Annotated in this window: 12 protein-coding genes; all 12 read right to left on the reverse strand. The window is 72.9% G+C overall.

Translation table 11 applies throughout. The features are described from left to right. Nucleotides 1-14: 14 nt before the first annotated feature. Nucleotides 15-449 carry an HIT family protein gene (locus tag AXF14_RS11725; protein ID WP_067943430.1) on the reverse strand — a complete coding sequence of 145 codons (435 nt, stop codon included), beginning with the start codon at nucleotides 447-449 and terminating at the stop codon, nucleotides 15-17. A gap of 167 nt (nucleotides 450-616) precedes the next feature. Then, nucleotides 617-1,546, reverse strand: a complete 930-nt coding sequence (locus AXF14_RS11730) for a carbamate kinase (RefSeq protein WP_067943432.1) — start codon at nucleotides 1,544-1,546, stop codon at nucleotides 617-619. Nucleotides 1,547-1,603: 57 nt separating this feature from the next. Then, the gene (uppS, locus tag AXF14_RS11735; RefSeq protein WP_150118551.1) at nucleotides 1,604-2,386 is read right to left on the reverse strand and encodes a polyprenyl diphosphate synthase; all 783 of its coding nucleotides are present in this window, start codon (nucleotides 2,384-2,386) and stop codon (nucleotides 1,604-1,606) included. A 55-nt stretch (nucleotides 2,387-2,441) separates the two neighbouring features. Beyond that, nucleotides 2,442-3,188 carry a DNA repair protein RecO gene (gene recO / locus AXF14_RS11740; RefSeq protein WP_067943436.1) on the reverse strand — a complete coding sequence of 249 codons (747 nt, stop codon included), beginning with the start codon at nucleotides 3,186-3,188 and terminating at the stop codon, nucleotides 2,442-2,444. 93 nt (nucleotides 3,189-3,281) lie between these two features. Beyond that, complete coding sequence (leuA, locus tag AXF14_RS11745) at nucleotides 3,282-5,060, reverse strand: 2-isopropylmalate synthase (protein WP_067943438.1); 1,779 nt, start codon at nucleotides 5,058-5,060, stop codon at nucleotides 3,282-3,284. 444 nt (nucleotides 5,061-5,504) lie between these two features. Next, entirely contained in the window at nucleotides 5,505-9,092 is a 3,588-nt protein-coding gene (locus tag AXF14_RS11750) for a proline dehydrogenase family protein (protein ID WP_067943440.1), read from the reverse strand. 199 nt (nucleotides 9,093-9,291) lie between these two features. Then, on the reverse strand, nucleotides 9,292-11,211 hold the full coding sequence (locus AXF14_RS11755) for an alpha/beta hydrolase family protein (RefSeq protein WP_236755636.1): 1,920 nt from the start codon (nucleotides 11,209-11,211) through the stop codon (nucleotides 9,292-9,294). 26 nt (nucleotides 11,212-11,237) lie between these two features. Continuing rightward, entirely contained in the window at nucleotides 11,238-12,311 is a 1,074-nt protein-coding gene (gene era, locus AXF14_RS11760; protein WP_067943442.1) for a GTPase Era, read from the reverse strand. A 56-nt stretch (nucleotides 12,312-12,367) separates the two neighbouring features. Next, nucleotides 12,368-13,651 carry a hemolysin family protein gene (locus AXF14_RS11765; RefSeq protein WP_067943444.1) on the reverse strand — a complete coding sequence of 428 codons (1,284 nt, stop codon included), beginning with the start codon at nucleotides 13,649-13,651 and terminating at the stop codon, nucleotides 12,368-12,370. Then, on the reverse strand, nucleotides 13,648-14,106 hold the full coding sequence (ybeY, locus tag AXF14_RS11770) for an rRNA maturation RNase YbeY (RefSeq protein WP_067943446.1): 459 nt from the start codon (nucleotides 14,104-14,106) through the stop codon (nucleotides 13,648-13,650). The genes AXF14_RS11765 and ybeY overlap by 4 nt, the downstream gene beginning before the upstream one ends. Further along, nucleotides 14,103-15,305, reverse strand: coding sequence for a PhoH family protein (locus tag AXF14_RS11775; RefSeq protein WP_084355550.1), 1,203 nt, complete (start codon nucleotides 15,303-15,305; stop codon nucleotides 14,103-14,105). The genes ybeY and AXF14_RS11775 overlap by 4 nt, the downstream gene beginning before the upstream one ends. A 156-nt stretch (nucleotides 15,306-15,461) precedes the next feature. Then, nucleotides 15,462-16,775: an exo-beta-N-acetylmuramidase NamZ family protein gene (locus tag AXF14_RS11780; protein ID WP_067943448.1), complete on the reverse strand. Its 1,314-nt coding sequence runs from the start codon at nucleotides 16,773-16,775 to the stop codon at nucleotides 15,462-15,464. Nucleotides 16,776-16,975: the final 200 nt, after the last annotated feature.

Here is a 16,975-nt window from a genome sequence, read left to right on the forward strand (position 1 = left end):
CGTAGCCGGAGCGGCTAGCACCCCATCTGCGCGCGGAGCCCGTCGGCGACGCGCTCGAACTCGTGGCGGCCGGGACGCTCCCCGGGCAGGTCGATGACGACGCCGTCGCCCTCGTGCCGCGGGATGACGTGGAGGTGGACGTGCGGCACGTCCTGCTCCGCCTCGTGCCCGTCGGACAGGTGCAGGTTGACCGCGGGGGCGAGCCCGGCGCGCACGGCGCCGGCGACGTCCCGGGCCAGCGACATGACGGCTCCGCACTCGACGTCGGTGAGCTCCTCGAGGCTCGCCGCGTGACGGCGAGGGATGACGAGGACGTGCCCGGGCGCGACCGGGCAGCGGTCGAGGACGGCCACGGCGTCGCCGGCATCTGCGACCACGACGGCGTCGGCGTCGGTGCCCGCGAGGGTCTCGCAGAAAGGGCAGGCGGGAGCGATCGGGGCCGGCGTCATGCGCTCATCCTGGCAGACGGCGGCAACGCCCGGAGCGCCCCGCGAACGTCCCCTCCCCGCAGAGGACGACATCCTCGGCGGACTGCGACGCCGACGGCGCAACAGTTAGCCGAGGATGTCTGCTTCTGCGGCGAGAACCGGCGCCCGAGCCGGGGCCCGGCCGCACCTCAGACGAGCTCGGCGGGGGCGTCCCCGGGGACGACGCGCGTGCCCGTCGTGCCCTCGAGCATGGCGGAGACGTCCTGCAGGCGGCCGATGTAGGCCGCGTGCCCGCTGCGGCGCACGAAGGCGGTGGCCGCCTCGACCTTGGGACCCATCGAGCCCGCAGGGAACTCCATCGTGTCCAGCGTGTCCGCGCCGATGACGGCGATGCGCCTGTCGTTCGGGGTGCCCCAGTCCACGTGGACGGCGTCGGTGTCCGTGGCGAGGACGAGGGCGTCGGCGTCGATCTCCCGGGCGAGGACCGCGGAGGAGGCGTCCTTGTCGACGACGGCCTCGACGCCGGAGATCGTGCCGTCCTCGGCGCGGGCCACGGGAATGCCGCCGCCGCCCGTGCACACGACCACCTGCCCGGGGCCGAGGAGGCTGCGCACGGCGTCGACCTGGATGATGCGCTCCGGAACGGGCGAGGGGACGACGCGCCGCGGCAGCTTGCCGTCCATGGCGAAGGTCCATCCGCGCTCACGGGCCAGCGACCGCGCCTGCTGGGGCGTGTACACCGGCCCCACGAACTTCGTGGGACGGGAGAAGGCCGGGTCGGAGGGGTCGACCTCGACGAGAGTGAGCACGGTCGTGAGGTGGGCGCGGTCGAGGAGCGCGTTGCGCAGCTCGAGCTCGATGAGGTAGCCGATGAGGCCCTGCGACTCGGCACCCAGGGTGTCCAGGGGGTAGAGGCTGCCCTCGGTGTAGGCGGCGTTCTGGAGGGCGAGGAGCCCGACCTGGGGTCCGTTGCCGTGGGTGACGACGAGCTCGTGGTGCTCGGCGATCGCGGTGAGGGGACCGCAGGCCTCGCGGATGTTGCGCCGCTGGTTCTCGACGGAGATCTCCTCGCCCCGACGCGAGATGGCGTTCCCGCCGAGGGCGACGACGATCCTCATGTGCTGCTCCTTGCGGGGTCTTCTCGGCGTGGTGGGAGGTTGATGGTAGCGGCGGACTCAGCCCTGCGGCGCGACCTTGTCGACGGCGCCGCCGAAGCGCCGATCACGCCCGACGTAGGACTCGACCGCCCGCCACAGCGCGGTCCGGTCGAACTCGGGCCAGGGCAGGTCGGAGAGGTAGAGCTCGGCGTAGGCGGACTCCCACATGAGGAAGTTGCTCGTGCGCTGCTCCCCGCCGGTGCGGATGAAGAGGTCGACGTCCCGCATCGAGGGCGAGTACAGGTAGCGCTGGATGGTGCGCTCGCTGATCGAGGAGGCCTTGAGGCGGCCGGCCTCGACGTCGCGGGCCATGGCGCGGGCGGCGTCGGCGATCTCCGCCCGGCCGCCGTAGTTGAGGCACATGTTGAGCACCATGGTCTCGTTGCCGGCCGTGATCCGCTCGGAGCGGCGCACCTCGGACAGGACCGACTTCCACAGGCGCGGCTCGCGGCCGACCCAGTTGACGCGCACGCCCCAGGCGAGCAGGTCGTCGGTCTGGGCGCGCAGGACGGTGCGGGTGAAGCCCATGAGGAAGCGGACCTCGGCGGGCGAGCGGCGCCAGTTCTCCGTGGAGAAGGCGTAGACGGACAGCTCGGGGACCCCGAGCTCGACGGCGCCGGCGATGACGTCCATCATCGTGGACTCCCCCACGCGGTGCCCCTCGGTGCGGGCCAGGCCGCGGGCGTTGGCCCAGCGTCCGTTGCCGTCCATGACGCAGGCGACGTGCTGCGGGAGCGCCTCGCGCGGCAGGGCGGGCGGCGTGAGGCCCTCGCGGTGCAGCGGGACGCGGGCCGGGACCAGCGAGGGGGCGGAGCCGGTCCCGGCCGGGGCGGACGGGCGGGCGGAGTCGGTCACGTCAGGCCCTTTCGACGAGGGAGAGGGAGCGCAGGCGGCGCTCGAGGTGCCAGGTCAAGTATGCCGAGACCAGCCCCGACGCCTGGGCCCTCTCGCGAGGTTCCGAGGCGTCGGCGATCGCCCACGCGCCGGAGAGCAGCGCGCCGAGGAGGGCCATCGTGCCCGGCTCGACGTCGACGCTGCCTGCCGGCCGGCAGGACTCGCAGACGGCGCCGCCGGCCTGGACGTGGAAGGCGGTGTGCGGACCGGGTGCGCCGCAGCGCGCGCAGTCGAAGCAGGACGGCGCCCAGCCGGCCAGGGCGAGGGCTCGCAGGAGGTAGGAGTCCAGGACGAGGCCGGGCGCGTGGCGGCGGCGGGCGAGCGCCGAGAGGGCGCCGTACAGGAGGAGGAACTGCTGCGGGGAGTCGGCGGTGTCGACGTCGCCGGAGTCCTCGGTGAGGCGCTCGGCGGTCTCGACCATGGTGGAGGCGCAGGTGAAGACGGCGTAGTCGGAGGTGATCATCCCGGCGAAGGGGTCGATGGTCTCGACCTGGGTGACGACGTCGAGGTTGCGGCCCTTGTGGAGCTGGACGTCGATCATGGAGAAGGGCTCGAGGCGGGCGCCGAAGCGGGAGGTCGTGCGGCGCACGCCCTTGGCGACGGCGCGGACCTGCCCGTGGGAGCGCGTGAGCAGGACGATGATGCGGTCCGCCTCGCCCAGCTTGTACGTGCGCAGGACGATCGCCTCGTCCCGGAAGAGCCTGTCCACGGGGCCACTGTGCCACGGGCGCTGCACGACGACGCCCCGCCACCGGGCGGTGGCGGGGCATGATCGCCGACGGCGCAGCGCCGTCGGGAGGCGTCAGCGCATGGCGCGGTTGACGGCGGAGATGATCGCCTTGAAGGACGAGGTCGTGATGGAGGGGTCGATGCCGACGCCCCACAGGACCTGGCCGTCGACCTCGCACTCGACGTAGCAGGCGGCGCGGGCGTCGCGGCCCTCGGACAGGGCGTGCTCGGCGTAGTCGAGGACGCGGACCCTCACGCCGGTCTGCTCGAGGGCGGAGACGAAGGCGTCGAGCGGGCCGTTGCCGGAGGCGGTGAGGAGCTTGCGCTCTCCGTCCTCGCGCACGGTGACGGTGAGGATGGAGTCGTCCTCGCCCGCCTGCGTGAGGGTGGCGCCCTTGAGCTGGAAGCGGCCCCAGGAGGCCAGGCCGGCGTCGGGCGCGGAGGCTGCGGGCAGGTACTCGTCGGCGAAGATCGCCCAGAGGTTCTCGGCGTTGACCTCGCCGCCGTAGGTGTCGGTGTGGCGCTGGACGATCCGGGAGAACTCGATCTGGAGGCGGCGCGGCAGGTCGAGGTTGTGGGTCGTCTTGAGCAGGTAGGAGACGCCGCCCTTGCCGGACTGGCTGTTGACTCGTACGACGGCCTCGTAGGAGCGGCCGACGTCGTGCGGGTCGATCGGCAGGTAGGGCATCCGCCAGGGAACGGCGACCTCGGCAGCCTCGCCGTCGAGCCCCTCGGCCTTCCTCGCCTGGACCTCCTTGGCGCGGGCGGTGAAGCCCTTCTTGATGGCGTCCTGGTGGGAGCCGGAGAAGGAGGTGTAGACGAGCTCGCCGACGTACGGGGTGCGCGGCGGGACGTCCATCTGGGTGGAGCGCTCGACGACGCGGCGGATCTCGTCGATGTCGGAGATGTCGAGCATAGGGTCGACGCCCTGGCTGAAGAGGTTGAGGGCGAGGGTGACGAGGTCGACGTTGCCGGTGCGCTCGCCGTGCCCGAAGAGGCAGCCCTCGACCCGGTCGGCGCCGGCGAGGAGGCCGAGCTCGGCGGCGGCGACGCCGGAGCCGCGGTCGTTGTGGTTGTGCAGGGACAGGCAGACGGCGTCGCGGTGGGAGAGGTTGCGGCTCATCCACTCGATCTGGTCGGCGTAGACGTTGGGGGTGGCGCGCTCGACGGTGGCGGGCAGGTTGAGGATGATCTCGCGGTCGTCCTCGGGCTGCCACACGCCCATGACGGCCTCGCAGACCTCGAGGGTGTAGTCGCGCTCGGTGTCGACGAAGATCTCCGGGGAGTACTCGAAGCCGAAGATGGTGTCGTCGGTGAGGACCTTGTCGGCGCGGGCCATGACCTGGCGGGTGCCGTCGACCGCGAGCTCGCGGATCTCGTCGCGGCCCATGTGGAAGACGACGTCGCGGAAGAGCGGCGAGAGGGCGTTGTAGAGGTGGACGGTGGCCCGCGGCATGCCGACGCAGGCGTCCAGGGTCCGGTCGATGAGGTCGCCGCGGGACTGGGTGAGGACGGAGATGGTGACGTCCTCGGGGATGGCGTCGTCGTCGACGAGGGAGCGGACGAAGTCGTAGTCGGTCTGGCTGGCGGCCGGGAAGCCGACCTCGATCTCCTTGAAGCCCATGCGGATGAGGAGGTCGAAGATGGCGCGCTTGGCCTCGGCGTTCATCGGCTCGATGAGGCTCTGGTTGCCGTCGCGCAGGTCGGTGGTGAGCCACCGGGGGGCCTTCTCGATGCGCTTGGTGGGCCAGGTGCGGTCGGGCAGGTCCGTGTCGAGGGTGTCGAGGAAGGGCAGGTACTTCGAGAAGGGCATCCCGGAGGGCTGCTGGGGGGCGGGACGGGCGGTGCGCATGGGTTTCTCCTGGTGCAGGTGGCTGGACACGGGTCCGGCTGCCGCGCGCCCTGCTCGGTGGCGGGCGCGGGGCGCCGGGGTCCCCGGTGGCTGGCGTCGCAAAGGGAGCCGCGGTCGGGGTGCCGGCCTGGTCAGGCCCCGCCGCGGCGACTAAGCAGGAGGCTGAGGCGCGATCCGGAGGCCCGGACGCGCGCGAAGCTCGGGGTCGCTCGCACGTGGCGACCGTACCGCGAAACCGGGACGGTGTCAGACGCCTCCGGAGTCCGGACAGCGCGGAGCCACCGGCGGTAACCCTGAGCGCTCGCGCACCCGCCCCTCCCCTGACGCTGGTCGACCGTCAATGCACCGTTCGACCGTCGGATTTCCGGAAATCAGACGGTCGAACGGTGCATTGACGGTCGACCAGGGGTGGGGGCGAGGTGCCGCGCGGTTCGGGGTCTCCGCTCAGAGGAGCCCGGCGGCGAGGTCGAGCGGGGTGCCGAAGCGGTGCTTCGTCACGGCGACGGCCTGCTCGCGCAGGAAGGGCAGCAGCTCGACGTGCGCGGAGCCCGTCACTCCCCCGGCGTACAGGGCGACGTCGGGGCTGCCCTTCGTCACGCGGCTGGCCTCGTTCCAGCGGGCCTCGGGATCGACGCCCCGCTGCCCGAGCAGGCGGACGCGGACGCCGAGCGCCCCGGAGGAGGCGAGGTCGGCGAGCCGGGACTCCCACACGCCGGGGGCCTCGACGGCGACCTCGACGCCGGCGGCGCGGGCCGCGGAGGCGAGGCGGGCCGGCGGCTCCTCGGCAGCCGACAGGCTCACCCTCCCGCCGGCGAGGACGCCCGCCGCGAGGACGCGGGCGAGGTCCGCGACGTTGGTGCCGGCGCCGGCGCGCACGACGACGTCGGCGGGCCGGTAGCGCAGGACGTTGCGCTCGCAGGCGAGCGCCGAGACGTCGCGGCCGACGCCGTACTCGTCGGCCCAGGCGGTCGCGTCGTCGACGAGGGCGCGGCGAAGGAAGGCGACGTCGCGCTTGTCGAGGTCGCCGGCGACGGCGTCGTAGAGTGCCTTGACCGCGGGCTTCAGCAGCGTGTTGAGCTCGTGACGGCCCTGGGCGGAGGCGCGCTCCTCCTCGGCGTCGCGGGCTGCGTCGTCGCCGGGCAGGACGTCGACGAGGCCGAGCAGGTAGCTCGGGCCGCCGGCCTTGGTTGTCGATCCGATCGCGGAGCGCTTCCAGCCGCCGAAGGGCTGGCGGCGCACGATGGCGCCGGTGATGCCGCGGTTGACGTAGAGGTTGCCGGCCTCGACGCGGTCGAGCCAGAGGGCCAGCTCGTCGGGGTCCAGGGTGTGCAGGCCGGTCGTGAGGCCGTAGTCGACGGCGTTGACGGCGTCGATGGCCTCCTCGAGGGTCTCCACCCGCATGACGCCGAGGACGGGGGCGAAGTACTCGGTGAGGTGGTACTCGCTGCCGGGGGTGACGCCGGCGCGGATGCCGGGGCGCCACAGGGCGTCGCCGAGGCTCTCGGGCTTGACGACCCAGTGCTCGCCCTCCCCGAGCTCGGTGAGGCCGCGCAGGGCCTTCTCGTCGTCGGGCTGGACGACGGGGCCGACCTCGGAGTCGAGGTTCCACGGCAGCTTGACGCGCAGCGACTGGGTGGCGTCGACGAGCTGGCGGGCGATGCGCTCGGAGCGGCCGGCCGAGCCGACGAGGATGAGGAGCGAGGAGGCCGAGCACTTCTGGCCGGCGTGGCCGAAGGCGGAGGCGATCGTGTCCTTGACGGCCAGGTCCGGGTCCGCCGACGGGGTGACGATGATGGCGTTCTTGCCGCTCGTCTCGCCGAGCAGGTGCATGCCGGGCTTCCAGGAGCGGAAGAGCTTCGCGGTGTCGTAGGAGCCGGTGAGGATGACGCGGCCGACGCCGTCGTGCTCGACGAGGTGCTTCGAGACCTCGCCGTCGTCGACGGCCGCGAGGACGAGGACGTTCTCGGGGACGCCGGCGTCGTGAAAGGCGCGGACGAGCTCGGCGGCGCAGCGCTTGGCGGGCGGAGCGGGCTTGAGGACGACGGTGGAGCCGGTGGCCAGGGCCGCGGCGACGCCGCCGGTGGGGATGGCGAGCGGGAAGTTCCAGGGGCTCGCCACGACGGTGACCTCGACCGGGGAGACGGTGGCGCCGCCGAGGTACTCGGGGTCCTCAAGGAGGAGCGAGCGCTCGGCGTAGTGGCGGCAGAAGTCGATGGCCTCGGAGACCTCGGGGTCGGCCTGGGTGACGGTCTTGCCGGCCTCGGAGCCGGCGACCTCGATGAGCTCGCCGCGGCGGGCGTTCAGCGTGTCGGCGACGCGGTGGAGGATCGCGGCGCGTCCCTCGGCGCCCAGCTCGCGCCAGGAGGCGGCGGCGTCGCCGAGGTCGAGGACGAGCTCGTCGACGTCGGTCGTGGTGGCGAGGCGGGCCGCGGAGGCGTCGACGGCGTCGGCGCCCAGGCGGGAGTCCCTCATACGGGAGGCGATGCCACGGGCCCACTCGCGGTTGGCGGCGAGCGCCGGGTCGGAGTCGGGCTCGTTGGCGAAGGGGCGGCGCGCCTGCTCGGCCGCCGTCCCGGTGGCCTCGGGGACGCCGGCGGCGGCCTCGGCAAGGCGGTCCTGGACGCGGTTCGGCGTCGGCACGGGAGCGCTCGGGTCGACGTTGGACAGCGCGGCGAGGAAGCGGTCGCGCTCCCGGGCGAAGACGGCCTCGTTCTGCGCGATGTCGAAGACGCCGGACATGAAGTTCTCCGGGGCGGCGTTCTCCTCGAGGCGGCGCACGAGGTAGGAGATGGCGACGTCGAACTCCTTGGGGTTGACGACGGGCACGTAGAGGAGGAGGTGGCCGGTGTCCCGGGTGACGACCTTCTGCATGTCCTCGGCCATGCCGGAGAGCATCTCGAACTCAACGGCGTCGGTGTCCTCCAGGCCCCGGGCGCGGCGTAGCTCGAAGCCGAAGGCGCAGTCGAAGATGTTCATGCCGGCGACGCCGAGGCGGATGTTGCGCGTGCGCTCAGGGGTCATGGCCCAGTCGAGGATGCGCTTGTAGTTGGTGTCGGTCTCCTGCTTGGAGCGCTGCGTGGTGAGCTCCCAGCCGTGGATCTCGGCGTCGACGCGCTCCATGGAGAGGTTGGCGCCCTTGACGCAGCGGACCTTGATGCGGGCGCCGCCGCCGTCGACGCGCTCCTTGGCCCAGGCCTGGAGGCGCTGCATGGCGCCGAGGGAGTCGGGCAGGTAGGCCTGGAGGACGATGCCGGCCTCGTAGCCGCGCAGGTCCTCCTGGTCGAGGATGGCGGTGAAGACGGCGATGGTGAGGTCGAGGTCCTTGTAGTCCTCCATGTCGAGGTTGAGGAAGGTGCCGTGGTCGCGGGCGAGGCGGTACAGCGGGGTGAGGGCCTCGACGCCGTGGGCGACGACCTCCTCGAAGCCCCAGGGGTCGTGGGGGCCGGTGACGGCGGAGACCTTGACGGAGACGTAGTCGACGTCGTTGCGCTGGACGAGCTCGGAGACGGCGGCGAGGCGGTGGGAGGCCTCGGTCTCGCCGAGGACGGCCTCGCCGAGGAGGTTGACGTTGAGGCGGTGGCCGCCCTTGCGGAGGCGGGCGAGCGCGGGGCCGAGGCCGGCGGGGCTGGCGTCGACGACGAGGTCGCCGACGATCTCGCGGAAGGTGCGGCGGGCGACGGCGGCGACGGTGCGGGGGGCGAGGCGGGAGGCGGCGCCTCCCAGTCCCATGGCGGCACGCAGGTAGGGCGGCAGGAAGTCGGAGCGGCGCTTGGTCAGCTTGACGAGGGCGGCGCCGGCGACGTCGAGGTCGACGGGGCGGACGACGTCGTCGACGAAGCGGGTGGTGAAGTCGAGGCCCTCGGGGTCGGCGAGGATGCCGGACAGGAGCGCGGCTGTGCGCGGGGTCGACTCCGCGGAGGACTCGTCCGCCCACCGTCTCGCCCTGGCGATGGCGAGCTGACCGATCTCCCAGAGCTCGTCGGGGCAGGTGCGGGCGGCGGGGTCAGTGGTTCCGGCGGGGGTGGTGGACATGCGCGGTTCTCCTCGGATCCTGGGTCGGGTGCGGCCGTCATCGTGGCACGTCGGTGTGTCACGGGGCTCTCGGCGGCGTGACGAGGGTAACCCCTGCGAGACACGAGTGAGGGCCCTTGGTCGCAGTGGTTCGCCCACAGCGGGGCGTAAGTCCCTCGGTCCGCTCCCCCGAGCCGGTCCGCGCGGATCCCGGGGTCGCTCAGAACAGGACCGGGAAGAGGCCCCAGTAGGACAGGTCGACGAGCAGGACGACCGTGCCCGCGAGGGCGAGCGCCAGCACCGCGCCGGAGGGGACCGTGAGCCAGCGGCCGCCCTCGTCGCGGCCGTGGCGCTCGTGCCCGCGGACGTTCCAGGCGCGCGAGACGAGCTTGACGAGGAGGACCAGGGTGCCGAGCGCGGCCAGCTGCGCGACGGCCCAGCCGCCGTAGGAGAGCCACGGGTTGGACTCGTAGGAGATGGCGAGCCTGGCGACGGCGACGATGTAGGCGAGGTACAGCACCCAGGAGGCGGTGACGGACAGGGCGAGGGCGCCCGTCCACCGGCCGACGGGGTCGGGCAGGTGGAGGCCGCGCCGGCCGATGAGCCTGGGTGCCTGCCCGAGGAGCCAGACGAGTCCGGCGGCGATGAGGAGGAGGAATCCGGAGAGGATCGCGAGGACCATGAGGTCGCCGGAGGCGTACCAGCGGGTGGCGCCGGGCGTCGTCGCGGAGAAGTCCTGGACGGGGGTGGCGCCGGCGACCTGGGGCTTGGCGGTGGCGGTGACCGGCAGGCCGTCGATCCAGCGGCTGAGATCCCGGGCGACGCCGGGGGCCAGGTCGCCGTCGGTGGAGTTGCCGAGCTTGAGGCCGTGGTTGGCGTGGTTGTAATAGCGCACGGTGAGGGCCGTGTTCCCGTTGGCGGCGATGGCGTCGCGAACGGTCTCGGGGCCCTGGACGATGGGCATGGAGGAGTCGCCGGTGCCGTAGAGCATGAGGATGGGGACGCTGATGCGCTCCTCGTAGGAGCGGGCGTCGAAGTCGACGTAGTCGAAGCCGCCGCCGGGGATCTCCTTCGAGCCGAGCACGCGCGGGATGACGGACAGGAGCGCGGAGGGTACGCCGACGTTCTCGAGATAGTTGACGGCGGCGTAGGAGGCCTGCTGGCGCAGAAGGACGACGGGGGCGCTGGCCAGGACGAGGAACGCGATCCGCTGGTCCTGCGCGGCGAGGACGACGCCGGGGAAGTCGCCCTCGGACTCGGCGTAGACGCCGACCTGGTCGGGGTCGATGTAGTCCTGCTCGCGCAACCAGTCGACGCTCTTGGCGTAGTCGGCTGCCATGGAGACGTAGTCGCGGCTCGTCGTGCTGTAGTCGTCCATAGGCTTGGAGGGCACGAGGGTGGTGACGCCGGTGGAGGCGATGGACTCGGCCTGCTCGGCGAAGCCCCAGGCGGTGTGGGTGCCGGCCCCGTGCATGAAGACGACGGCGCGGGTGGCGCCCGCGACGCCCTTGGGGCGCCTCAGGACAGCGGGGCGGGTCTCGCCGTCGGCCTGGGTGATCTCGACCGTCGTCATCTCGACCTCGTAGGTGCCGACGGCGGGGGTGTCGACGTCGCCGCCGATCGCGGTGTCCGTCGTCGTCGGGGCGAGGTCGGTGTGGACGGGGGTGGGGCTCCAGCGGGGGCCGGCGAGGGTGCCGACGAGGCTGAGGACGAGGAGGGACACGACGACGCCGCCGGCGGTGCGGTGGTCGCGGGAGACCGCGAGGACGAGGGCGCCGAGGGCGACCGTGGAGAGGATCTCCCAGATCTCGAGGCGGCCCGTTCCCAGCACGGAGAGGAGGACGACGACCGCGACGACGCCGAGGGCCATGATCCACAGGCGGTGGCGCTCGGTGCGCCAGATGTCGGCGAGGAGGGAGGCGACGCGGCCGGGCACGGCGCGCAGCCAGGTCCAGGTGGAGCGGACCTCGGTCTCGGTGAGGTGGGCGGGGTCGGCGCGGCGGCGCGCTCGCGCCTCGGCGCGGCGGCGGGCTCGTGCCTCGGCGCGCCGGGCGCGGGCCTCCTCACGGCGGCGGGCGCGCGCGGACGTGGGGCGGCGGGGCCCGTCGTCCCGTGCTCCCCGAGGCTCCTCCTCTCTCACGCGCGCCACTCCCCTGCCGGGCCCGGTCAGAAGCCGAGCTTGGCGAGGGCCTTGGGGTCGGACTGCCAGTCCTTCGCGGTGCGCACGTGGAGGTCGAGGTAGACCTTGCGGCCGAGGAGCTTCTCGATGCCCTTGCGGGCGTTGACGCCGATCTCCTTGAGCCGGGAGCCGCCCTTGCCGATGATGATGGCCTTCTGGGAGTCGCGCTCGACGACGACGCTGACGCGGACCTGGAGGCGCTGGCCGCGGCCCTTGACGGCGGAGGAGGCGGAGTCCTTGGCCGGGTCGAGGACCTCGTCGACGACGACGGCGAGGGAGTGCGGGAGCTCGTCGCGCACGCCCTCGAGGGCGGCCTCGCGGACGAGCTCGCCGATCATGACGGCCTGGGGCTCGTCGGTGATCTCGCCGGTCGGGTAGAGGGGCGGCGAGGGCGGCAGGTAGCCGATGAGGACCTCCTCGAGGACGTCGACCTGCTCGTGCCGCTTGGCGGACACGGGGACGATGTCAGCCCAGTCGCCGAGGGCGTCGACGGCGAGGAGCTGGGCGGCGAGGGCCTCGCGGGAGACGGTGTCGGTCTTGGTGACGACGCCGACGACCGGCTTGCGCAGCTCGGCGAGGTCGCGGGCGATGTAGCGGTCGCCGGGGCCGACCTTCTCGTCGGCGGGGAGGCAGAAGGCAATGACGTCGACGTCGAGGAGGGTCTCGCGGACGAGGTCGTTGAGGCGCTTGCCGAGGAGGGTCTTGGGGCGGTGCAGCCCGGGGGTGTCGACGAGGACGAGCTGGCTGGTCTCGCGGTGGACGACGCCGCGCACGTTGTGGCGGGTGGTCTGGGGGCGGTCCGACATGATGGCGACCTTCTGGCCGACCATGGCGTTCGTGAGGGTGGACTTGCCGGCGTTGGGGCGGCCGACGAGGCAGGCGAAGCCCGCCGTGTAGCCCTCCGGGATCTCGGGGACGACGATCTCGACGCGGGCGGAGGTGGGGACGCCGTCGGCGTCGTCCACGGCGGCGTCGTCGATCTCCTCGGAGGGCTCCTCGAGGGCGTTGGGGCCCGCCATGAGCTCGTCGTCGCTCGGGAAGCGGAAGGGGGTGTCGGTCATCGGGTTCTCCGTCATGCGTCTGCGGGGTGTGTCTGCCGGCGTGGGCGCCGGCGGGGTCAGTCGGTCGGCTCGTCGTCGGGATCGGGAGTGCGTGAGGCGAGGAGGCTCGTCACGTGGTGGCGGCGGCCGGTGGCCTCGTCGGCGACGAGGTGGACGCCCTGGGCGTCGCCGACGGCGCCGGGGATCGGCACGCGGCCGACGGCCTTGGCGAGCAGGCCGCCGACGGTGTCGACGTCGTCGTCGTCGATCTCGAGGTCGAAGAGCTCGCCGAGCTCGTCCAGGCCGAGGCGCGCCGGGACGCGGAAGAGGCCGTCGCCGAGGTCCTCGACCTCGGGCTCGGCGTGGTCGTGCTCGTCCTGCATCTCCCCGACGACCTCCTCGAGGAGGTCCTCCATGGTGACGATGCCGGCGGTGCCGCCGTACTCGTCGACGGCGAGGGCCATGTGGAAGTGCCCGGTCTGCATCTCGCGCAGGAGGTCGTCGGCGGCCTTCATCTCAGGGACGTAGACGGCCTCGCGCGTGAAGGCGGCGACCTCGCGCTCGGCCTGCTCGGGGTGGGAGCCGAGGCGGCGCAGGACGTCCTTGAGGTAGAGGACGCCGCGGACGTCGTCGACGTCCTCCCCGATGACGGGGACGCGCGAGTAGCCGGAGCGGGTGAACAGGCGCATGGCGGCGGAGGCGGGCTTGTCGGCGTCGATGGTGACCATGTCGGTGCGGGGCACCATGACCTCGCGGACGAGGGTCTGTCCGAGCTCGACGACGCTGCGGAGCATCTCGCGGTCCTCGTCCTCGATGGACTCGGAGTCGCCGATCTCGTCGATCATCTCCCGCAGGTCCTCGGTGACCTCGGCGCGGGCCTCGGCGTCGGTGAGGGTGGAGGCGCGGCCCCAGTGGTTCTCCATCCAGCGCCACGGGGCGCCGACGGCGTCGACCTTCTCCAGGACGCCGACGAGGGCGAGGAGCGTGCCGTCGGGGTTGCGGCGCCCCGCGGAGCGCGGAGAGAGCCCGACGACGACGCCGAGGAGGAGCGTGTTGAGGACGACGGCGGTGAGGAGGACGACCCACCAGCGGTCGATGAGGCCGGCGAGCGCCAGGGTGAGGAGCACGGCGGCGAGCATGTCGACGGCGACGCGCACGGAGGCGACGGCGCCGAGGACCTGTCCGCGGCGCTCGGCCAGTGCCAGGACGCGGGTCGCCCCGCGGCGCCCGTCCTCGACGAGGTCCTCGGCGGCGGCGCGCGTCATGCGGGTCAGGGCCGCCTCGGCACCTGAGAGGAGCGCGCCGAAGGCGAGGACGGCGATCGCCAGGACGACGAGGAGGGCGACCGGGGTGCCGGTCACTTGCCCCGCTCCGCGAGGAAGGTGAGGAGGAGCCGGCGCTGGAGGTCGAACATCTCCTTCTTCTCCTCGGCCTCGGCGTGGTCGTAGCCGAGGAGGTGGAGGATGCCGTGGGTGGTGAGCAGGAGCATCTCCTCGACGGCGCTGTGGCCGGCGTCGAGAGCCTGCTTGGCGGCGACCTGCGGGCACAGGACGATGTCGCCGAGGGTGCCGGCGGGCGTCTCGGTCTCCGGGGTTCCGGGGCGCAGCTCGTCCATGGGGAAGCTCATGACGTCGGTCGGCCCGGGCAGGTCGAGCCAGCGCACGTGGAGCTCCTCCATCGGCTCGGGGTCGATGAAGAGGATGTTGAGCTCGGCGCGGGGGTTGACGTGCATGGCCCGCAGGACGTGGTCGGCGAGGGCGGCGAACTCGGCGCCGTCGACCTCGACGTCGGTCTCGTTGTTGACCTCGGTGGTCATGCGCGGTTCCTCTCTCGGAATTCCTGGGGCGTGCGGCCGGGGCGGTTACCGCGGCGGCGGTCCTCGCCGTGCTGGGAGCGGTGGGAGCGGCGCGAGCCGTCGCGCTGCTCGTCCTGAGCGGCGCGGGCCGCCTGCTGGGCCTCGTACTCCCCGTAGGCGTCGATGATGCGGCCGACGAGGCGGTGGCGGACGACGTCCTCGCTGCCGAGCTCGCAGAAGGAGATGCCGTCGACGCCGTCGAGGATGCGGCGCACGACGACGAGGCCGGAGGGCCGCCCGCCGGGCAGGTCCACCTGGGAGACGTCGCCGGTGACGACCATCTTGGAGCCGAAGCCGAGGCGGGTGAGGAACATCTTCATCTGCTCGGGGCTCGTGTTCTGGGCCTCGTCGAGGATGACGAAGGCGTCGTTGAGGGTGCGCCCGCGCATGTAGGCCAGCGGGGCGACCTCGATGGTGCCGGCGGCCATGAGCTTGGGCAGGGCCTCGGGCTCGAGCATGTCGTGGAGGGCGTCGTACAGGGGCCGCAGGTACGGGTCGATCTTGTCCGTGAGCGAGCCGGGCAGGAAGCCGAGGTTCTCGCCGGCCTCGACGGCGGGGCGGGTGAGGATGATGCGGGAGACCTGCTTGCGGGCGAGGGCGTCGACGGCCTTGGCCATGGCGAGGTAGGTCTTGCCGGTTCCGGCGGGGCCGATCCCGAAGGTGATCGTGTGCTCCTCGATGGCGTCCGTGTACGCCTTCTGACCGAGTGACTTGGGGCGGATGGAGCGACCGTGGGTGGTGAGGACGTCGTCGGTGAGGACCTCGGTGGGGCGGGCGGCGGCGTCGAGGAGGCCGATGGCGCGCTCGACGGCGTCGGCGGTGAGCGGGGTGCCGGTGCGGGCGACATCGATGAGCTCGGACAGGAGGACGACGACGGTGTCGACGCGCTCGGGGGCGCCGGCGACGGTGATGGAGGTGCCGCGGGCGTGGACGCGGACGTCGGGGAAGCCCTTCTCGATGGCGCGCAGGACCTCGTCGCGGGGGCCGAGGAGGGCGACGGGGGCGAGGTCGTCGGGCAGGACGAGGGTGCGGGTCGTGTCCTCGTGGAGGCCGAGGGCGTGCTCGGGGACGGCTGCGTGCTGGGGGCCGGCGGTGTGGGGCTGGGCGGCGCCGGAGGTGATCGCCGAGGGATCGGCAACGTTGATGGGTGTGTTCGTCATCGTGGCCCGAGTCTATCGATCGCGCGGCCGCGGGCCGAGGGGCGCGACGGCGGGATCGGTCACGCGGCAGCGGTCCACTGCACGGGCGGCTCGAGCGGCTACGTCGCCGCCAGAGCGCTCGAGGGCGAGCCCCGGCGGCGGCCGACGGGGCCCGGGTCAGTAGAGCAGGTACGGAGCCCGAGCGCTCTCCCAGGTGACCTCGTCGGCGGCCCAGCCGTCGACGAGGGTCTCCGCCGTGGCACCGGCGATGAGCTGCTCGCGCGCCGCGCTCGTCCCGGTGAGGAGGTCCAGCCAGCGCCAGTCGTACTCGTCGCCGTCGCGGGGTCCGAAGCCCTCGTAGAGGTCGCGCAGCGCCGTGAGCATGTGGACGGCGACGGCCGGAGCGTCGAGGGAGGCCGGGTCGGTGAGGTGCACCTGGACCCCGCCGCAGACCTCGCCCTCGTTCTTCGAGGAGATGGGGCTGAAGTGCGCCTCCCGGAACCGGACGCCGGCCAGTCCCCGGTCGTTGAGCGTCTCGGCGAGGCGGTGGTCGACGTACGGCGCGCCGATGAGCTCGAAGGGGCGCGTCGTACCGCGCCCCTCGGAGAGGTTCGTCGCCTCGAACAGGCCGGTGCCCGGGTAGAGCAGCGCCGTGTCGGGGGTCGGCATGTTGGGCGAGGGCATGACCCACGGCAGGCCCGTGTCCTGCCAGAGGCCGCCGGACCAGCCCTCGACCTCGACCACGGTGAGGTCCTCGATCGCCTGGCCGCCGTCCTCAGCGGGCAGGAGGACCGTGTTGAAGTAACGGGCGAGCTCGCCGACGGTCATGCCGTGCTGCATGAGGATGGGGCGCAGACCGACGCCGGAGGAGTAGGCGGCGTCGAGCAGGGGGCCCCTCACGGCGCGCCCGACGGGATTGGGACGGTCGAGGACGACGAAGCGCAGGCCACCCGTCATGGCGGCGCCGCGCATCGCCTTGTACATGCTCCAGACGTAGGTGTAGAAGCGCACGCCGACGTCCTGGATGTCGAAGACGATGGTCTCCGCGCCGCACTCGGCGTACATCCGCGCGAAGTCCTCCTCGGTGGCGCCGTAGGCGTCGTAGACGGTGATCCCCGTGCGAGGGTCCGTCGTCCGCTCCTCGGAGGCTCCGGCCTGGGCCGTCCCGCGGAAGCCGTGCTCGGGGCCGAGGACGGCGACGACGTCGACGCCGTCGACGTGCATGCGGTCGACGACGTGCGTGAGGTCGTCGACGACGCCGGTGGGGTTGGAGATGACGGCGACGCGCTGCCCCGCGAGCTCGGACCAGCCGTCGTCCAGCTGCGCCTGCGCCCCGGTGCGGACGGCGATGCTCCGCCGCGGGCCGCCGTTGCCCCGGCCGCGGCCGTTGTTGCCCTTGCCGTTGCCGGCGGCGAGGGCCGGCGCGGACAGCGGCAGGGCGAGGGCGCTCAGGCCGGCGCCGGTGACGAGGTTCCTGCGGGAGACGGTCATCGTGCTCTCCTCCTTCCCGGGCGTGCCCGGGCGCGACGTCTGGGGACCGACGGGCTGGGCTCGAGCTGGGAGGCGAATCCACACCCGACCGGATGAAGAGTAGTTTCTCAGATCACACGTCGATGAAACAGAGTTCCGGGCTCGACGTGCCGTTCCTCCGCCCCAGCACCGGGCTCGGAGCCGCTCGCGACGGATGGGCA

This window comes from Actinomyces radicidentis, from assembly GCF_001553565.1.
GTDB lineage: Bacteria > Actinomycetota > Actinomycetes > Actinomycetales > Actinomycetaceae > Actinomyces > Actinomyces radicidentis.